16 protein-coding genes and 1 other RNA gene are annotated in these 17,163 nt (G+C 42.1%); 11 read left to right on the plus strand and 6 right to left on the minus strand.

What is annotated here, in order from left to right; translation table 11 throughout:
• The first annotated feature begins 18 nt into the window (after positions 1 to 18).
• The gene (locus tag ACEYW6_RS10175; RefSeq protein WP_412979611.1) at positions 19 to 564 is read left to right on the plus strand and encodes an ImmA/IrrE family metallo-endopeptidase; all 546 of its coding nucleotides are present in this window, start codon (positions 19 to 21) and stop codon (positions 562 to 564) included.
• A gap of 163 nt (positions 565 to 727) precedes the next feature.
• On the opposite strand, the gene ACEYW6_RS10180 is transcribed toward ACEYW6_RS10175, so the two are convergent.
• A complete protein-coding gene (locus tag ACEYW6_RS10180; RefSeq protein WP_190895011.1) occupies positions 728 to 1,051 on the minus strand; it encodes a hypothetical protein in 324 nt (107 codons plus the stop codon).
• 714 nt (positions 1,052 to 1,765) lie between these two features.
• On the opposite strand from ACEYW6_RS10180, the gene ACEYW6_RS10185 reads away from it, so the two are divergent.
• The 8 genes from ACEYW6_RS10185 (at position 1,766) to ACEYW6_RS10220 (ending at position 8,496) form a co-directional block, all read left to right on the plus strand.
• Positions 1,766 to 2,290 (plus strand): pentapeptide repeat-containing protein, encoded by a 525-nt coding sequence (locus ACEYW6_RS10185; RefSeq protein WP_412979612.1) that lies wholly within the window; start codon positions 1,766 to 1,768, stop codon positions 2,288 to 2,290.
• Complete coding sequence (locus tag ACEYW6_RS10190; RefSeq protein WP_412979694.1) at positions 2,287 to 3,447, plus strand: 5-(carboxyamino)imidazole ribonucleotide synthase; 1,161 nt, start codon at positions 2,287 to 2,289, stop codon at positions 3,445 to 3,447. Before ACEYW6_RS10185 ends, ACEYW6_RS10190 begins: the two co-directional genes overlap by 4 nt.
• 60 nt (positions 3,448 to 3,507) lie before the next feature.
• Positions 3,508 to 3,691, plus strand: a non-coding RNA gene (gene ssrS / locus ACEYW6_RS10195) — 6S RNA.
• Between the two features lie 278 nt (positions 3,692 to 3,969).
• Positions 3,970 to 5,235 carry a M16 family metallopeptidase gene (locus tag ACEYW6_RS10200; protein ID WP_412979613.1) on the plus strand — a complete coding sequence of 422 codons (1,266 nt, stop codon included), beginning with the start codon at positions 3,970 to 3,972 and terminating at the stop codon, positions 5,233 to 5,235.
• 80 nt (positions 5,236 to 5,315) lie between these two features.
• Positions 5,316 to 6,587 carry a M16 family metallopeptidase gene (locus tag ACEYW6_RS10205; protein WP_412979614.1) on the plus strand — a complete coding sequence of 424 codons (1,272 nt, stop codon included), beginning with the start codon at positions 5,316 to 5,318 and terminating at the stop codon, positions 6,585 to 6,587.
• Positions 6,588 to 6,675: 88 nt separating this feature from the next.
• Entirely contained in the window at positions 6,676 to 7,725 is a 1,050-nt protein-coding gene (locus tag ACEYW6_RS10210) for a peptidoglycan-binding protein (RefSeq protein WP_412979615.1), read from the plus strand.
• A gap of 265 nt (positions 7,726 to 7,990) precedes the next feature.
• Positions 7,991 to 8,113 (plus strand): hypothetical protein, encoded by a 123-nt coding sequence (locus tag ACEYW6_RS10215; RefSeq protein ID WP_412979616.1) that lies wholly within the window; start codon positions 7,991 to 7,993, stop codon positions 8,111 to 8,113.
• Positions 8,114 to 8,142: 29 nt separating this feature from the next.
• Complete coding sequence (locus ACEYW6_RS10220; RefSeq protein WP_190895015.1) at positions 8,143 to 8,496, plus strand: phage holin family protein; 354 nt, start codon at positions 8,143 to 8,145, stop codon at positions 8,494 to 8,496.
• A 148-nt stretch (positions 8,497 to 8,644) separates the two neighbouring features.
• Here ACEYW6_RS10220 and ACEYW6_RS10225 read toward each other — a convergent pair whose 3' ends face one another.
• The 3 genes from ACEYW6_RS10225 to argS all read right to left on the minus strand — a co-directional run bounded on the left by ACEYW6_RS10225 (position 8,645) and on the right by argS (position 11,835).
• Positions 8,645 to 9,106 (minus strand): cobalamin biosynthesis protein, encoded by a 462-nt coding sequence (locus ACEYW6_RS10225; RefSeq protein WP_412979617.1) that lies wholly within the window; start codon positions 9,104 to 9,106, stop codon positions 8,645 to 8,647.
• 37 nt (positions 9,107 to 9,143) lie between these two features.
• A complete protein-coding gene (locus ACEYW6_RS10230) occupies positions 9,144 to 9,707 on the minus strand; it encodes a Uma2 family endonuclease (RefSeq protein ID WP_412979695.1) in 564 nt (187 codons plus the stop codon).
• Between the two features lie 364 nt (positions 9,708 to 10,071).
• On the minus strand, positions 10,072 to 11,835 hold the full coding sequence (gene argS / locus ACEYW6_RS10235) for an arginine--tRNA ligase (protein WP_412979618.1): 1,764 nt from the start codon (positions 11,833 to 11,835) through the stop codon (positions 10,072 to 10,074).
• A 213-nt stretch (positions 11,836 to 12,048) separates the two neighbouring features.
• Between argS and ACEYW6_RS10240 the strand changes: the two genes are divergently transcribed.
• Together ACEYW6_RS10240 and ACEYW6_RS10245 are read left to right on the plus strand one after the other, a co-directional pair.
• Complete coding sequence (locus ACEYW6_RS10240) at positions 12,049 to 12,240, plus strand: type II toxin-antitoxin system HicA family toxin (protein ID WP_229468885.1); 192 nt, start codon at positions 12,049 to 12,051, stop codon at positions 12,238 to 12,240.
• On the plus strand, positions 12,240 to 12,464 hold the full coding sequence (locus tag ACEYW6_RS10245) for a type II toxin-antitoxin system HicB family antitoxin (RefSeq protein WP_114081897.1): 225 nt from the start codon (positions 12,240 to 12,242) through the stop codon (positions 12,462 to 12,464). Before ACEYW6_RS10240 ends, ACEYW6_RS10245 begins: the two co-directional genes overlap by 1 nt.
• Positions 12,465 to 12,597: 133 nt before the next feature.
• Here the strand turns inward: ACEYW6_RS10245 and murD are convergent, their stop codons facing one another.
• Together murD and glyS are read right to left on the minus strand one after the other, a co-directional pair.
• Complete coding sequence (gene murD / locus ACEYW6_RS10250) at positions 12,598 to 14,082, minus strand: UDP-N-acetylmuramoyl-L-alanine--D-glutamate ligase (protein ID WP_412979619.1); 1,485 nt, start codon at positions 14,080 to 14,082, stop codon at positions 12,598 to 12,600.
• Between the two features lie 84 nt (positions 14,083 to 14,166).
• Positions 14,167 to 16,320, minus strand: a complete 2,154-nt coding sequence (glyS, locus tag ACEYW6_RS10255; protein ID WP_412979620.1) for a glycine--tRNA ligase subunit beta — start codon at positions 16,318 to 16,320, stop codon at positions 14,167 to 14,169.
• Between the last annotated feature and the right edge of the window lie 843 nt (positions 16,321 to 17,163).

Here is a 17,163-nt window from a genome sequence, read left to right on the forward strand (position 1 = left end):
AGCAAGATCCCTAAAGATATGTCATTAATTCAAAGTCTCTCGCCGGAATTTAGGCAACGCTGTGAAGCGATCGCAACTGAACAACGAAGCTTACTTCGAGTGCGATCGTTTGAACCGTTACCCGCAGATATTCTAGCAACCAAGTTAGGAGCAAGACTTTTTACACCTGGTCAGGTTCCGAATTTAGAGCAAGAGCAAGTAGGAGTATTACTTGCTAGCGATGGGTGGTCAGCAGGGATTATACGCTATAACCCACTATGGATTGTATACAACCCGCGTCATTCACCTGCACGGTATGAATCAAGTCTGATGCATGAAATAGCTCATGTGTTGTTCAATCATAAGCCTGTTGGCTTTGATTCGGTAACTGGACTACCAAAACGCAAACAAAACAACGAAGATGAAGCAACTTATCTAGGGGGATGCCTTCAAATTCCCAAACGTGGTTTATTATGGGCGACACAACAAAAGATGCTGTTACCTCAGATTGCAGCACATTTTGGCGCTAGTGAAGCGATGGTAAAGTTTCGCAGCAATGTAACTGAGGTATCTGTCAAATGCTAATATATTACAATATTTGCTCTGCCAAGAAACAGAATTCATTAATGAATAACTAATAATTTTTAGCTGAAACTGTAGTGATTTCGTCTCTTATTCTGAAATTAAAAACTGCTCTTGCTGAAAGTAGACAAGAGCAGTTTTTAATAGCAAAGCCCAAAAAAAGAATTTAGGCATCTTCAAGTTCAAATTGAGCCACCGTAACGGCGTTAAAAGCGAAAGCCATAACTAATGGCATCGGCGACTGGAACCAAAAGGTAAAAAGAACAGCTAGAACTGTACCTATTACTGCGGACATAGACCACAATCGTTCTTCAAAAGTCAATCCCTTCTCGGCTTTAATCACTCTGAGAACGTGAACTGGAATTGGTTCCGGCATTACCCCACCCGGAGGGAAAGCCCAGAAGTTGTTACGTCGCTCTACAAATAAATCTGTCCAGCCATTTTCTTGGCACCATGCCTCAATCCATTGAAGTGAGTAATGATTCATCATCGGGTTTCGGAGTTCGGTTTGTGGAAGTTGTGTACTTGGTGAATGTAAACTCTTGGAGATTCCTGAAGAACTAACTAATCGCTATAAAATTAACGCTAATTATCCAACTTTTAAGCTTTGTTAAGCAATTGAGACGCTTATAATTACGCTCAAACCTTGCTTTCATTACTTAAAAGACTAACAGTTGATAGGGGCTGTTGAATTTAAAAGACAACAAACTTTACTTGAAACATTGAAAGTCAAGAATTGTAAATAACTCAGTGAGTATTACTGCTCTATAAAACTCTTTATATCCTGTAATTAAAATCTAAGAATGTACAATTGTGAACAAATAAACAAGCGTAGGCATAGTCCATTGTAGACATTGCTTTATCCAGCCAAACTATTGCTTTAGAATTAGGGATTTAAATTTTTCCCATCATCAAAAGTGATAGGTTATGCTCCCCGTCTATGTTTTGCTAAAGCTTGCTTGATGTGACAGGTAACTTATACTCAGTCATTATTGCCCTGATATCTAACTTTAGTGGGAACGCTCCTAGATTGCGTTCTCTACCTCAAGTAGCACGGAAAATTTTACTCAAGGTGAGAAGCGGTTGCCCTTTTTGCGTTACAAAATATTAAGCAACGAAAATACACTTCCCCAAGTCCAGTAGCAAGGCTGCGAGTCTCAATTAGGATGATCCAGTCTTGCTAATATTCAAATGTGGTAATTAAATGCAGCGATTAGACCCCAAATTGGCTCTCGATATACTTTGGCGGCAAGGGTTGGCGTTCCTTCTAGGAATAATTATATGGTGTGTGGCTGATCCCGCACTGGCAGTAGACTGGACTCATCCGCTTTCATTTAGCAATGCAGAATTATCAAGACGTGATTTTTCTGGTGAAAGTTTGCAAGCTGCGGAGTTTTCTAACGCCAATATGGAACTGGCTAACTTTACAAACGCTGATTTGCGGGGAGCAGTGATGAGTGCTTCGGTGATGACAAAAGCAAATCTCCACGGGGCAGATTTAACTAATGCAATGGTTGATCAGGTAAACTTGACTAAGGCAGATTTGAGCGATGCAGTTTTCAAAGAAGCTCTTTTGCTCCGCGCCATCTTTAATGATGTGAATATAGACGGTGCAGATTTTACAGATGCAATTTTGGATAGAGCGCAAATCAAAGAACTGTGCGGTAAAGCCAGTGGTGTGAATTCCAAAACAGGTGTGCAAACTCGTGATTCTCTAGGATGTCAATGAAACGTGTTGGTGTAATTGGTGGCGGACAACTTGCTTGGATGATGGCGGATGCAGCACAAAAGCTAGGAGTAGAATTGGTAGTACAAACTCCTAGTGAAAATGACCCGGCTGTGTCAATTGCGAAAGAAACTATTTTCGCCCCAGTTGATGATGCAGCAGCTACGGGAATATTAGCTAACAAATGCGATATTATCACCTTTGAAAATGAATTTGTTAACCTGCAAGCTTTAACTGATTTAGCACAGCAAGGCGTTTGTTTTCGTCCCAAATTAGAAGCTTTAGCTCCTCTTTTAGATAAATATCATCAGCGTTGCTATTTACGCGACTTGGGCTTACCAGTTCCTCGATTTTTCGCCCTTGACGATGTGGAAAATATAAAATCAAAAATAGAATATCTAGGTTTTCCAGTAGTCCTCAAATCCCGCCGCCACGGTTATGATGGTCAAGGTACTTTCATAATTCAGGATTTTGCTAGTTTAGAGGAGAAGTTAAGTTGTGAAAGCACAACACAAACTTCAAATCAATCACTTTTCTTGTTAGAAGAATTTATCCCTTTTGAAAGAGAATTAGCAATAATTGCAGCTCGTTCTGTGGAGGGAGAAATTGTCACTTATCCAGTAGTGGAAACTCAACAAGAACAACAAGTGTGTCGGCGGGTAATTGCGCCAGCCCAGATTACACCCAATCAAGTAGCAGAAATCGAAGCGATCGCACATACTCTATTAAATAGCCTAGAAGTAGTGGGAATTTTTGGAATTGAGCTATTTCTGGGTGCTGATGGCAAAGTCCTGGTAAATGAAATTGCGCCCCGTACTCACAATTCCGGGCATTTTTCCCTTGATGCCTGCGAAACTTCTCAATTTGAGCAGCACCTCAGAGCGGTTTGTGGTTTACCTTTAGGGAATCCGGCTTTGCAGTGCCCTGGCGCTATAATGGTCAACCTACTGGGGTATGAAAATTCTGACAGCGACTACCAAAGTCAGCGTCAAAAAATAGCAGAGATTCCCCAGGCGCACCTTCACTGGTATGGCAAGACAGAATCACGTCCTGGGCGGAAGTTGGGACATGTCACCGTTTTGCTAGATAATCCAAATCGAGAATCAGCGATCGCCAACGACATCGCCCACAGCATAGAATCTATCTGGTATCCCAGGTAAATTGCTCAGAAAGTTTCGATGTTGAACACACAACATCTTTTGAAAAGCTATAATAAGTGAGTTGCACTACGACGTTGGTGACTGCCATCAAGTTTTTTGATCTATGCCTTTAAAGACAAGGGAGTCAAACAGTTCTCGTGGCAGTAGACCGGGCATGTACCCGGAAACTTTAAACGAGGAATTTAGGTTCCCACCTGGTTTAACCAGGTCATAAACTTAGGTAAAACGGCGTCGCGGTGAACTTAAAATTATTAGCTCCTAAAGTCAGTTAGAACTTGGGAGCTTTAATTATTTAAATCAGTATTACTTATAGGACAAATAAGAAATTCCAAACTAAAAATCTGAAACAACGCAGATTAAACATTTTGGCTGTACTAATCAAACAATTTTAATCTTTATTAACTTAGAAATTAGCAATAACTGCTGATAAAAACAAAATCTGTATAACTTGATTCTAAATTAGGTATCGTTCAGAGTTAAGATAACAAAATTATCTAAAATTGTGGTTCAAACTACAAAAAATTGTTAAAACAACTAACTAATACCGTATTTCCAGCCTCCGTCTTCCGACTAGAGAGTGGTTTAACTTTTATTCATCAAGAGATTTCCACGACTCCTGTAGTTGTGGCCGATGTTTGGGTGCGTGCTGGAGCCAGCCTAGAGCCAAAACCGTGGTTCGGCATGGCACACTTTTTAGAACACATGATTTTTAAAGGTACGGCAACGCTACCCCCTGGGATGTTCGATTCCAAAGTTGAAAATCGGGGAGGCGTGAGTAATGCGGCGACAAGCTATGATTATGCTCATTATTCACTCACCACAGCTGCCCCTTATTTAAAGGATACTCTGCCCCATTTGGGAGAACTACTGCTCAATGCGGCAATTCCAGAAGATGAATTTAGCCGCGAACGGGACGTGGTGCTAGAAGAAATTCGCTCTTGTCAGGACGATTCCGACTGGATAGGATTCCAAGCTTTGATTCAAAGCATCTATCCGCATCACCCTTACGGACGTTCGGTGTTGGGTACTGAGCAAGAACTGATGCAGCAATCCCCAGAAGCAATGCGCTGTTTTCATCGCACTCACTATCAGCCGGAAAACATGACGGTGGTAATTGCCGGGGGTATAGCCAAGCAACCAGCTTGGGAACTAGTAAATAGTTCATTTGCTGATTTTGCCGAACGCTCTAATTGTCCGCAGTTTGAGAAAGTGACAAAGCCAGTAATAACAGGAATTCACCGTCAAGAACTGTGTTTGCCACGCATAGAGCAAGCGCGATTGTTGATGGCGTGGCTGGTACCAGGAGTAGAAGAAATCCGCACTGGCTATGGTTTAGATTTGTTGTCGGTGATATTGGCAGAAGGGCGGACTTCACGTTTAGTACGCGATTTGCGAGAAGATTTGCAGTTGGTACAGGGAATTTGCAGTAGTTTTTCTCTACAACGGGAATCGAGTTTATTTACAATTACTGCTTGGTTAGAACCAGAAAACCTGGAGGAAGTTGAGTCCTTGATTTGCGCTCATTTAGATGATTTGCAGACTATAGGAATTAGTGAACAGGAACTTGCTCGTACACGCAGGCTGCTATGTAATGAGTATGCGTTTTCCACCGAAACGCCAAATCAACTTACAGGGCTTTATGGGTATTACAATACCATCGCCCAAGCTGAATTAGCTGTGACATATCCCCAGCAGATTCAGTCTTTTGATGCCAAAGAACTGCAAAAATTAGCTAAACAGTATCTCTCGCCGGAGAATTACGCGGTTACTGTACTTAAACCGTGTTAGTCATTAATCATTAGTCATTAGCAAAAGACAAATGACCAATGACTAATGACCATTGACAAATAACAAAGGACAAAGGACAAATGACAACCTTGCTGCAAAAATCGCCTATCCATCGCACCGTTTTGAACAATGGCATTGTCGTGCTGGTGGCAGAAAATCCGGCTGCGGACATTATTGCGGCGCGAATCTTTGTGCGTGCCGGTAGTTGTAACGAAAACCGAGAGCAAGCAGGGTTGGCACATTTGCTATCAGCAGTGATGACAAAGGGATGCGATGGACTTTCTAGCTTAGAAATTGCAGAAATTGTCGAGTCTGTAGGGGCGAGTTTAAGTGCGGATGCTGGCACTGATTATTTTTTGCTATCTTTCAAGACGGTAACATCTGATTTTGGGGAAATCTTAACATTGGCAGGGCGGATTTTGCGATCGCCTACTTTTCCCGAAACTCAAGTGGAATTAGAACGGCGTTTAGCACTCCAGGATATTCGTTCCCAAAAAGAGCAACCGTTTACCGTTGCCTTTGAACAAATGCGGCAGGTAATGTACCAAAATCATCCCTATTCTATGTCAGTGCTAGGAGATGAAACCACCATGAGCCGCTTAACTCGTGCGGATTTAGTCGAGTATCACCAAACTTATTTCCGTCCAGATAATGTAGTAATTAGTATTGCAGGTAGAGTCACACCCACGGATGCAGCAGCGTTGGTGGAAGAAGTTTTTGCTGATTGGCAAGCGCCAGCCCAAGCACTGCCAATACTCAATTTACCTGAGATTAAGGTGGAACCGCAGGTAAGGGTTAAGCCAGTACAGACACAACAATCAATCGTGATGCTTGGGTATTTGGGAACATCGGTGAGTTCTGTTGACTACGCCGCATTAAAGTTACTGTGTACCTATTTGGGAAATGGGCTTTCTAGCCGCTTGTTTGTGGAATTGCGGGAAAAACGCGGTTTAGCTTACGAAGTATCAGCCTTTTACTCCACAAGGCTATTTCCAGCGTCGTTTGTGGTTTACATGGGTACAGCACCAGAAAATACCAGCATTGCCCTGGAGGGACTGCGTACAGAAGTAGATTTATTGTGTACGACGGAAATATCTGAAAGCGCAATCCAAGCCGCTAAAAACAAAATCCTGGGGCAGTACGCCTTGGGTAAACAAACGAATGGGCAAATTGCTCAGATATACGGTTGGTATGAAATTTTGGGCTTAGGAATTGATTTTGATACCAAGTTCCAAGAATTGATTGCAGCGGTGAGTGCCAAGGATGCGATCGCTTCAGCTTGTAAGTATTTAAAAGAGCCTTACTTGTCTTTAGTTGGTCAAGAAGAAGCAATTAATCGAGCGATCGCGTAACTAAGAATGTGCAATCGTAAATGCAGCAGCTGTTTTTTAGACCAAGCGGCTGTACCATTAGCATGAGAATATTCTGGGAGTAAATTCCATGCAAAGCAGCCTGACAGCAAGTATTTTGAGTTACTTAAAATTACTAGACCCAACTGTAAATCGCTGTAGGATGGAAAAACGGCAAAAGGGTTGGTGGCCAAAGAGGTCTAAATCTTTATCAGCCATTGAAATACTCTTGTTCTCCACTACGCCTCTCTTGATTGCCTCAACATCTGTAGTATCAATAGCAGCACCACAAAAAATTGCCCAAGTAAATCCTGGAGATAGCATCAACCGTCCTACCCTCAAAGTTGGTAGCCAAGGCGAACGCGTTGCTGAACTTCAAGCAGCTCTAAAACTTTTGGGTTTTTATTCTGGTGCCGTAGATGGTACATATAGTGAGAATACGGCCAATGCTGTTGCCCGGTTTAAACAAGCCGCTGGCTTAAATCCAGATGGCATTGTTGATGCCAGCACTTGGCAACGACTTTTCCCTAATCAACCAGTAGCAGCATCAACCATCCCTTCATCCCAGCCAAGATTTAACTCAGCTACCAACTTTCCTGTTCCAACCCAGGCTAGTAACCTCACCAACGTTGCAAATCCCAACCCCCCAAGACAAGCTGTAACCCAAGTTCCGACTAACCCCGAACCAAGACCTACTACCCCAAGACAAGTTGCGACTAACCCTGAACCAAGACCTACTACCCCAAAAAAAGCCGTAACACAAGTTGCAACCAGCCCTGAGCCAAGACCTGCTACCCCAAGAAAAACTACAACTTCAAGCACACAAAAAACGCCGAATCGTACTACATCAACTACTAGAACTCAGTCAACTACTAGAACTCAGCCAAACACAACTACTAAGCGAACCCCTGGTATTCAATACACCTCAGAAGGATTGCCAATTTTGCGTATAGGATTACGTGGTTCTGAAGTTGTTAAGTTGCAACAACAACTGAAAAAGCTTGGTTTCTTAAAAGGCGATGCCGATGGAGACTTTGGTGCGACAACTGAGGCTGCTGTAAAAGCAGCACAAAAGCGCTATGGTTTAGAACCTGACGGTGTAGTTGGTGGCTCTACCTGGGAGGTTCTTTTGCGTCGTTAGCCTTACTAGGGAGCATAGCCAACGCCTCCTTTGCCTATAACCAAAGATAGCGGGCAACTTATTTCTTTTTTGGAAATCCCCAAGGTACAGAGGTTTTTCAACTTCAATAAACCTCTGTAGGGGTTTGGGACTTCACAGCATTTTTTATGAATTTAACTAAATCACCGTAAGTCCCCCACTTAACGTGTACTCAGGCCAGTGTAGGTAGTTCACTGCGGTACATCCTGCAATACGATAAAGATACACCGATTAAAAGTATCTCTCTATGCCAGCACTGAAAAATTACATTGCTTTTGGGCTGACAAATGATGATGGCAACTTGATAAGTCAAGCACAAGGACACCTGATAGTGTTACAGATCACAGATGTCAATAGTGAAATTAATTAAACTTACTGCTAATTCCTCTAAAAAAACTTATGCAACACTTTTTATTAACTTGGCTCGGTACTGCGGTGGCGTTATTTCTGACTGCTAATATCGTTCCAGGATTCTTTATCAAGAATTTTATGGTTGCCTTGGTTGCTGCCCTTGTTATTGGTCTGGTTAATGCATTTATTAGACCAATTTTGCAGATTTTGACCTTTCCGATTACCTTGCTCACCTTTGGTTTATTTACATTGGTGATCAATGCTTTAACCCTTTGGTTGGCAAGTGCCTTAACTCCTGGTTCTGGTTTTGAGATTCAAGGCTTTTTACCTGCTTTGTTGGGTTCAATTGTACTAGCTATTGTTTCTAGCATAATTAACTATTTTTTGAGAGTTGTTGACTAAAAAAATTAGTAAATTACGCAATGTGCTACTTATTCTTAAAACCCCTCTCCAAACCTCTTTGCGAAAGGTCGAGAGGCTTTTATTTTTGCTCCCTTTCCTACCAGGGAAGAGGTTAGGGGTTAGGTTCGAGAGAAAGTTGCACACGGCGTTAAATTGTAATACTCATATTTGAAGCTTGGGCAACAGCTAATGTTACCGCTCCTGGTTGCCCTTTTGGCTGGAAAATCTGTTTAGTAACTAAAAATCTCACTCTCAATGCTTCTATGCTGGTAAAAGGGGAAGCAGTCAACAACGGGGTTTGAGTAGCTGCAAGAATAGCAGCTGCCTCTGCAACGCTAGGTGTACCTACTTTTTGGTCGGTAATTGTAGCGGGGTTGGGAACACAGACACAGCGAAGGATTTGGGCAGAAAAGGTTTTTAAGGGCAAATTCCGTAGGTGGCAAAGTTCTACTAAGCCAACTTCCGAGGCTTTAGTGTCAATAGTAGCAAGACCTGCGATCGCACTTTGAAAAAGTTGATTTTCTCGAAATATTTGCTCAATTGCCTGATCAATCAACTGCCATGAGGTTCCCCGTTTACAACCGATTCCTACCCATAAAACCTGTTGCACTTGGTGTATTTCCTTATTCAATTCTTCAGGGTTTGGTTTACTCCAACAGCCAACCAAATAAATCTCCCACCGTCAGCCTCAACTCACTTGCAAAATCTGGCACAGGTAGTAAAGCTTCTAATTCATCCAACATAACTGGCTGTTGATTGCGGATGTACACAAATACCGTTTGTTCTTCTGGATCAATCAGCCAACCCATTTGTGTTTCATAATTCAGGCAATGCAGAATATTTTTTGTAACTTTCGTTTGTCTTTGGTCAGGTGATAGAATCTCGATAGTCCAATCGGGAGCTGCTTGGAATACGTTGGCAACTTCACCATTTTCATCACGAGGAATTCTTTGCCAAGTAAAAACAGAAATATCTGGCACTATTGACCTTCCACCAAAAGTACATCGCAGTTCTGGAAAAGCACGAGCAATTCGCTTGGGCTTGACCGTTAAGTTGACAGTGCTAACCATTTCACCTTGAATTATACTGTGCTTTCCCTGTGGCATAGGTTTTTGAATAATTTGACCATCGATGTATTCACTAGCGGGCTTCGTTTCTGGTAGCATTAGAAACTCTGCTAAAGTTATGTTTTTAGATGGTGTCCGTACCATTTGCGATCGCCTCCAACAAAACGTTTTCTTCCAACTTTGCCAAGATGTATTCGCGTAGCGTCTGTCCATAACACAATACGGTTCAGTTAAGGGCTACTGGCAAAAATTTTGGGTTTTCGAGACGCGATAAATCGCCGTCTCTACAAGTGTTTTGGTCTTATCTGAACTGTATTGGTCTATAACACGCTACGCTAACGTAGATAAGGACACAAAGAAAAAATTAGCTTGAGCTTAACTCTTATACAAACTTGTTCAACTATCTCTTGTTTCACCCTCACAAGGCAACGGATTGGACACCGCTTTTCTCAAGCATTTTTCGATATGTCCTAATTACGAATTACGAATTACGAATTACGAATTAGTATTACATCCTCTCCAATACCTGAATTCCCAATAAAGACAATCCCAACTTCAGGGTTCTAGCAGTCAAATCACATAAAACCAAACGGGATGTCCGCTGCGGTTCTTCCGCCTCCAAAACCTGAACTCCCTGATTACGATCATAAAACTGATTAAACTTTTTACTCAGTTCGTACAAATACTCACATAAACGATTGGGCAGCAAATCTTGTTCTACACTACTAATAACTTCATCCAGTTGAAGTAAATATTTTGCCAGCGCTAATTCTGTTTCATGCTGCAATAGGACGGCATTGTTTCCCAACTCCTCAAAGTTAATGTCACCCTTGCGGCTAATCCCCTGAATCCGCGCATAAGCATACAGCATATAGGGCGCAGTATTACCTTTAAAATCCAGCATTTTGTCGTAGCTGAAAATGTAATTACTAGTGCGGTTTTGGCTTAAGTCTGCATACTTAACTGCACTGATTCCAACTACCCTAGCAACTTCATTAATGAATTCTTCCGTTTCTTGGCGTTCTTCTTCTTGTAACCTAGTTTTTAGGTCAGCATTGGCACGAGAAACAGCTTCATCTAATAAATCCCTTAACCGCACAGTATCCCCAGAACGAGTTTTGAATTTTTTACCATCTTCTCCTAACACCAACCCAAAGGGCACATGCACTAATTCCACATCATCGGGAATCCATCCAGCTTTACGTGCTACTTGGAAAAATTGGGCAAAGTGGTTTCCTTGTCCAGCATCGGTTACATAAACTATCCGCTTTGCTTCATCCTGCTGAATCCGGTAGCGGAGGGATGCTAAATCTGTTGTGGCGTAGTTATAGCCGCCATCTGATTTCTGCACAATTAAGGGTAAAGGTTCACCTTCTCTATTTGTAAACCCTTCCAAGAAAACGCATTTTGCCCCTTGGTTTTCTACTAGTAACCCCGATTTTTCTAAATCTTCCACAACGCCAGATAGTAAAGGGTTATAAAAAGATTCCCCACGTTCAATTAGCTGAACATCCAACAAGTCATAAATTACTTGAAACTCCCGCCGCGACTGTTCACACAGCAGTTTCCAAGCATGGAGTGTATCCTCCGCACCTGCTTGTAATCTGACGACTTCTTGGCGTGCTGTCTCTTGAAAAGCTGCATCTGTATCAAAGCGTTGTTTGGCTTTGCGGTAAAAAGAGACTAAATCACCAATATCTAAAGCATTAGCGGTGGTAAGTGCGTCTGGGTAAACTTCCCGCAGATAGGCAATTAACATGCCAAACTGCGTACCCCAATCACCCACATGATTTAACCGTAAAACATCGTGTCCTTGAAATTCTAAAATCCGGGCGATGGAATCACCAATAATCGTAGAACGCAAGTGTCCAACGTGCATTTCTTTGGCAATATTCGGACTGGAAAAATCTACAATTTCCCGCTTGGGTGTTTTCGCTGGTGGAACTCCCAACCTGGGATCAGCTTGAATCGCGTTTAGTTGTGCTTCCAGGTATGCCGTTTTCAGTTTCAGATTGATAAATCCTGGCCCAGCGATTTCTGGCGGTTCGCAGATTTCGGATACATCTAGTTTCTCAACGATCGCACCTGCGATCGCTCTTGGTTGCTTGGCTAACTTTTTACTCAGGGATAAAGCCACATTCGCCTGATAATCACCAAATTTAGGATTGCTAGCAGAAACCAATATTGGATCTACTCCCGCGAAGTCAGCGCCAAAAGCTGCGACTAAAGCCTGTTCAAGCTGAACTTTTAGTTTTTCTTGTGTAGCGTTCATATATAAATTTTATCTGGGAGAGAGAGAATGTAGCTCTGCAAAAGCTTGATTATTAACTTTAGCATTTCATTTTGAGCCACTCGATTCATGAGAAATATTTTTGTCCATCTACTTACCAATGCCAAAACCCACGACAAAATGTTGTTTACTTTTCTTTCTCAAGAATGCACTCTATCTGTAATATAAATTTCACCTATACAGATAAGCGCTAGCATGAAAGTACGCGAAGTTATCAAACGGCTAGAAGCTGATGGTTGGTATCTTGCCAGAACTAAAGGTAGTCATCGACAGTTCAAACATCCAGATAAATCCAGTACTGTAACAGTGTCTGGTAAACCAAATGTAGATGTGCCAATTGGTACTCTTAAAAATATCTGGAGACAAGCTCAATTGGAGGAAGACTAATGCGTTATACAGTTGTGATTGAAAAGGGAGAAACTAGTTACGGCGCTTATATCCCTGATTTACCCGGTTGTGTAGCTGTGGGTGAAACTTTAGAAGAAGTCAAGCAGATGATTGCAGAAGCTATTGAATTTCATATAGAAGGAATGCTAGAAGATGGTTTACCTATTCCTAAACCTACAAGCATCGCTCATGAGGTTGAAGTTGCAAACTACAGCAAAACATAATTATAGGAAACCACTAAATTAGCTCTAAACAATCATTCTAGAAATTTAAGTCTATCTGAATAATGCGATCGCACCGCACTTTTAGGTTACATAATGAATTCACTGTGTAGCTGCAAGTCACACAGTGAATGAATTAAGGCAGAGAAGATGAAAGAATCGAGTTGTATTGAAGCTTCTCTCCTTCCGCCCAAGTAAGGCACAACTGACGGAAATGATCGCCCCGCACCTCAAAATTCGGGTACTGATCGAAACTCGCACAAGCCGGAGATAGCAACACTACAGGCGCTTGATACTCCTTGGCTAATTCCGCCGATCTGGAGACTGCCCTTTCCATAGTTTCCACAATATGGTAAGAATAATATCCCACCTCTTGGAGGCGTTGGGCAAATGCAGGAGCAGCAGAACCAATCAATAACACAGCAGCAGCTTTGGTTTGTATTTGTGCTAGCCAGCCAGTATCATCTCCTGCTTTGGCTTCTCCACCAGCAATTAAAATCGCTGGACTTTTCACAGATGCCAAACCAACTTCGGCAGCATCATAGTTGGTGGCTTTGCTGTCGTTAATGAAATCAATACCTTGCCAAGTGCAGATATGCTCCAAACGATGAGCAACACCGGGGAATTCAACAATAGCACGTGCGATCGCATCACGATTAATTCCCGCTAATCGTGCCGTTGCTACTGCCATCAAGAGATTTTGCTGGTTATGTTCTCCCACCATCCGCAAAGTAGATACTTTCACAATCGGTTCTGGTGCAGAGGTTGCAGTCAATTTTTCCACAACCCAGTCGTCTTCGATGTAAAAGCCTTTTTCGCTAATCAGGAAATCTTTTCCTTTGACACTTGTCCAGTAGGCATCAGGCCAAGCACTTAAACCTTGTTGCCTCAAGTAGGCATCATCGCCATTGAACACTTGTAACTCGGACTGACGCAACAGCTTGGCTTTGATGTTGTAATAGTTCTCTAAAGTCTTATGGCGACTAAGATGATCTGGTGTGAAAGTCGTCCAAACACCGATACGGGGTGTAAGAGAACTCGAGGATTCTATTTGATAGCTGCTAACTTCCGCAATCACCCAATCAATACAATTTTGGATTTTAGATTTTGGATTTTGGATTGCATTTTCCTCTCCTCTTTCCCTATTCCCTGTCCCCTGTCCCCTATTAGATAGGGCAACATCACAAGTGGCGTAGCCAATGTTACCGCAGGCAGGTGCATTTAAACCCGCTGCTTGGAAAATGGCAGCAATTAAAGCTGTGGTAGTAGTTTTGCCGTTAGTGCCAGTAATTCCTACCCAAGGTAGCGATCGCAAATTTCGCCAAGCGAGTTCCATTTCCCCAATGGTTTCAATACCTAATTGGCGTGCCTTGATTAATAAGGGAATATCCCAAGGCACGCCAGGACTAACGACTATTAATTGGGGTAAATTAGCACCATTCAATTCTAGGGATTGGCCTAGTTTCACGGTTATTTGATCGGCAGCGAGTTCTTGTTGTTGTTGTAGGAGGGTTTCGGAGGTGTTGCTATCACTTAGCTCCACCTCCCAACCTTCCCGTTTCAACAATCTCGCCGCAGCAACACCGGACTTTCCCAATCCAATTACAGTAGCTCTGGACATAGATTGCAGCAGAGTGTCCCTGGTTAAGCACTCCCTATAGTAGCGTTTATTGGCAAAAATTACACAACTTTTTGTTGACCTACGCTACAGATTTTTGACGATCGCACCAAAGTCAGCTAAAACACGAGCATGATTGCGAACTAATCCAAGTAAGTGTAATCGATTACGTTTGATTTCTGGATCGGAGTCCATAACTAAAACGCTATCTGGGCCATCAAAGAAGTTACTAACTGTAGGGGCAATTTTGGCTAGTGCTGCTACTAACAGTTGATAATTCCGTGTCTGCTGTGCTGCTTGAGTTTGCGGCACTGATTCGATTAAGGCATTATACAAAGCTTCTTCAGAGGGCTTTTGGAATAGTTCTTGACGGACTACGGTTGTTGGTTCTAGCTGTTTTGTATCCAAATCACCTTGGGCGGCTAATCGTGTGGAACGGTTAACGGTTTCGTAGATGTTATCTAGGGTACTGTCGTTGCGGATTTGTTGTAAGTATAAGGCGCGATCGCGGACATCCAATAAATCCTTTAATGTCCGTTCTGTGTATTCTGGGTCATTTTCTCCTAAAACTGCATTTACCAAGTCGTAATCAATCTGCTTTTCTTCTTGTAGTAAAGTGCGGATGCGTTGCAAGAAAAACTCTTGTAATGCTGCTGTTAATGATGCCTGATCTTTGTGGTACTTTGCTGCAAAATCTGTTGCTATTTGTGCCAACAAATCATCTAAGTTTATCGGCAAATTATAAAACCAAGTAATTTTAACTACAGCATTAGCCGCCCGACGCAAGGCGAAAGGATCAGAAGAACCAGAGGGAATTAAACCTAAACCAAAGATACTCACCAAGGTATCTAATCTATCTGCTAAACCGACAATTTGACCTGTAAGGGTTTCGGGGAAATTATCACTGGCTCCTGTAGGCAAATAATGTTGATAAATTGCCTTTGCTACTTCGGCATCTTCACCACTCGCTAATGCGTATTTTTCTCCCATAATGCCTTGCAATTCGGGGAATTCATACACCATTTGGCTGACCAAATCTGCTTTACATAATAAAGCGGCACGTTGGATTTTTTGGCTTTGATTTTCCGCTAATTTTAATTGGGTGGTTATTCGCTCGGCAATCTTGACTACTCTATCTATCTTGGTACGCACCGAACCAAGTTCTTCTTGGAAAGTGACTTTTTCTAACTGTGGTAAAAAGCTATCTATTGGCTTAGTTAAATCAGCTTCGTAGAAAAATCTCCCATCAGCTAATCTGGCACGAATTACCCTTTCATTACCGACGGCAACAATATCTGATTTTTTGGGATCAGCGTTAGAAATGGTGATGAAATTAGGTAATAATTCTTGCTCAGAACTATCTGGTTTGAATACAGGGAAATAACGCTGATGAGTAACCATGACTTCAGTAATTACCTCAGTTGGTAATTCTAAAAATTCTGGTTCGAATTTACCAACAACTGTAGAAGGATATTCTACAAGGTTGGTTACTTCCTCTAATAAATCAGGGTAAATTACTGTATACCCACCTAAATTCTCTGCTACTGCCTTTACTTGCTCTTTGATAATATTTGCCCGTTCTTCTGGGTCAACGGTGACATAGGCAGGCTTGAGAGCGGTAACATAATCAGTAGCTTGAGCAATTGTCACAGGTTCAGGATGCAAGACCCGATGACCTTGAGAAATGCGATCGCTCTGAATCGTTTTAGAACCATTCACTAATTCTAGAGGTAGCACTGTCTCATCTAACAAAGCTACCAGCCAGCGAATCGGTCGGGAAAACCTCGCATCTCCATCACCCCAACGCATCAACCGCTTACCTTCCAAACCCCAAATCCACTCTTGAACAAGTTCTGTCAAAATTTCCGCCACAGGACGGCCGGGAATTCTTTTTTGCACAAAGACAAATTCCCCTTTGTCAGTCGGGCGAAGGAACAGTGTATCTATTTCCACACCTTGCTTTTTGGCAAAGCCGATAGCAGCAGCAGTCGGCTGACCATCTTTAAAGGCAGCTTGGGCAGGGGGCCCTTTAATTTCTTCTTCTCGGTCTGCTTGCTGGGATGGTAGACCTTTAATCACTACCGCCAAACGCCGAGGAGTACCATACACCTGAACACTTTCGCCATTGATGCTGTTTGCTTCCAAACTTTGAGGAATGCGCTCTCGCCACTGTATTAAGGCATCACTGAGAAAGCTTGCAGGTAATTCTTCTGTACCAACTTCTAATAGAAACGCAGGCATAGGTCACTGTTTTCAACTTTGCGTAGCTCAACTTTATCAGTTATTATCAGGCGATCGCTCGTGATTTTTAGCTAATAAACCTTGCTACATACATCAAAATGGATAAAGTTGAGCTTAGATTTGTTAGATAGACTTGGCATTTTCTCTAAAAATTTAAAAAACAAGTTTTTCTCTTAATTGATTTATTACATTTGCTACTACACTTGTACTCAGTATTTATTTATACAAATTGATGTCGTAAACTTCCTACTGTCTGATGTATTTATATTTGCATCATGGCAATAAATTTTGGAGTTATGACAATGAAAAATATTTTCGCCAAAATCGCTGCTACCACAGCAATCAGTCTTGCGTAGGCGTAGCCTTTGCTACGTTGGGTGTAGGTTCAACTTTGAAGACAAAGCAAGCCAATTGCTATAAATTAGGGCTTTCTAGTCAGAGCTTGCCAAATTTACTAAATGTCTATTCTAGCCCTACTAGTTCAGTTAACTGGTGGGGCTATCATTCAACCTCATTGGTTCGCCATCAACACTATACTATGTGCCAGTTTAAAGGGCGGAATGCGGGTTATATGCACGAGCTTAAATATAATGCTACAATCCCCCAAGTGTAAAGTTAGGCATTAGTTCAGAAACAACCAGGGCAAATATTGTCATGATTGCCAGAAACTAAAACCTATGTCTATAAGAGGATGTTTTAAAAGGGTCTTTTACTCTACTGGTGAGCACAGCAAAGCATTTCAGTACATAACTGAAACCTTATGTTTTCGTTGTAGTTAATCCAAGTCAGAACCAGAAAATTATGTCTTCTGGAACTTTTAAAACAACCACTAGAAACCCAAGC

Source organism: Nostoc sp. UIC 10607, assembly GCF_047228265.1.
Lineage (GTDB): Bacteria > Cyanobacteriota > Cyanobacteriia > Cyanobacteriales > Nostocaceae > Nostoc > Nostoc foliaceum_A.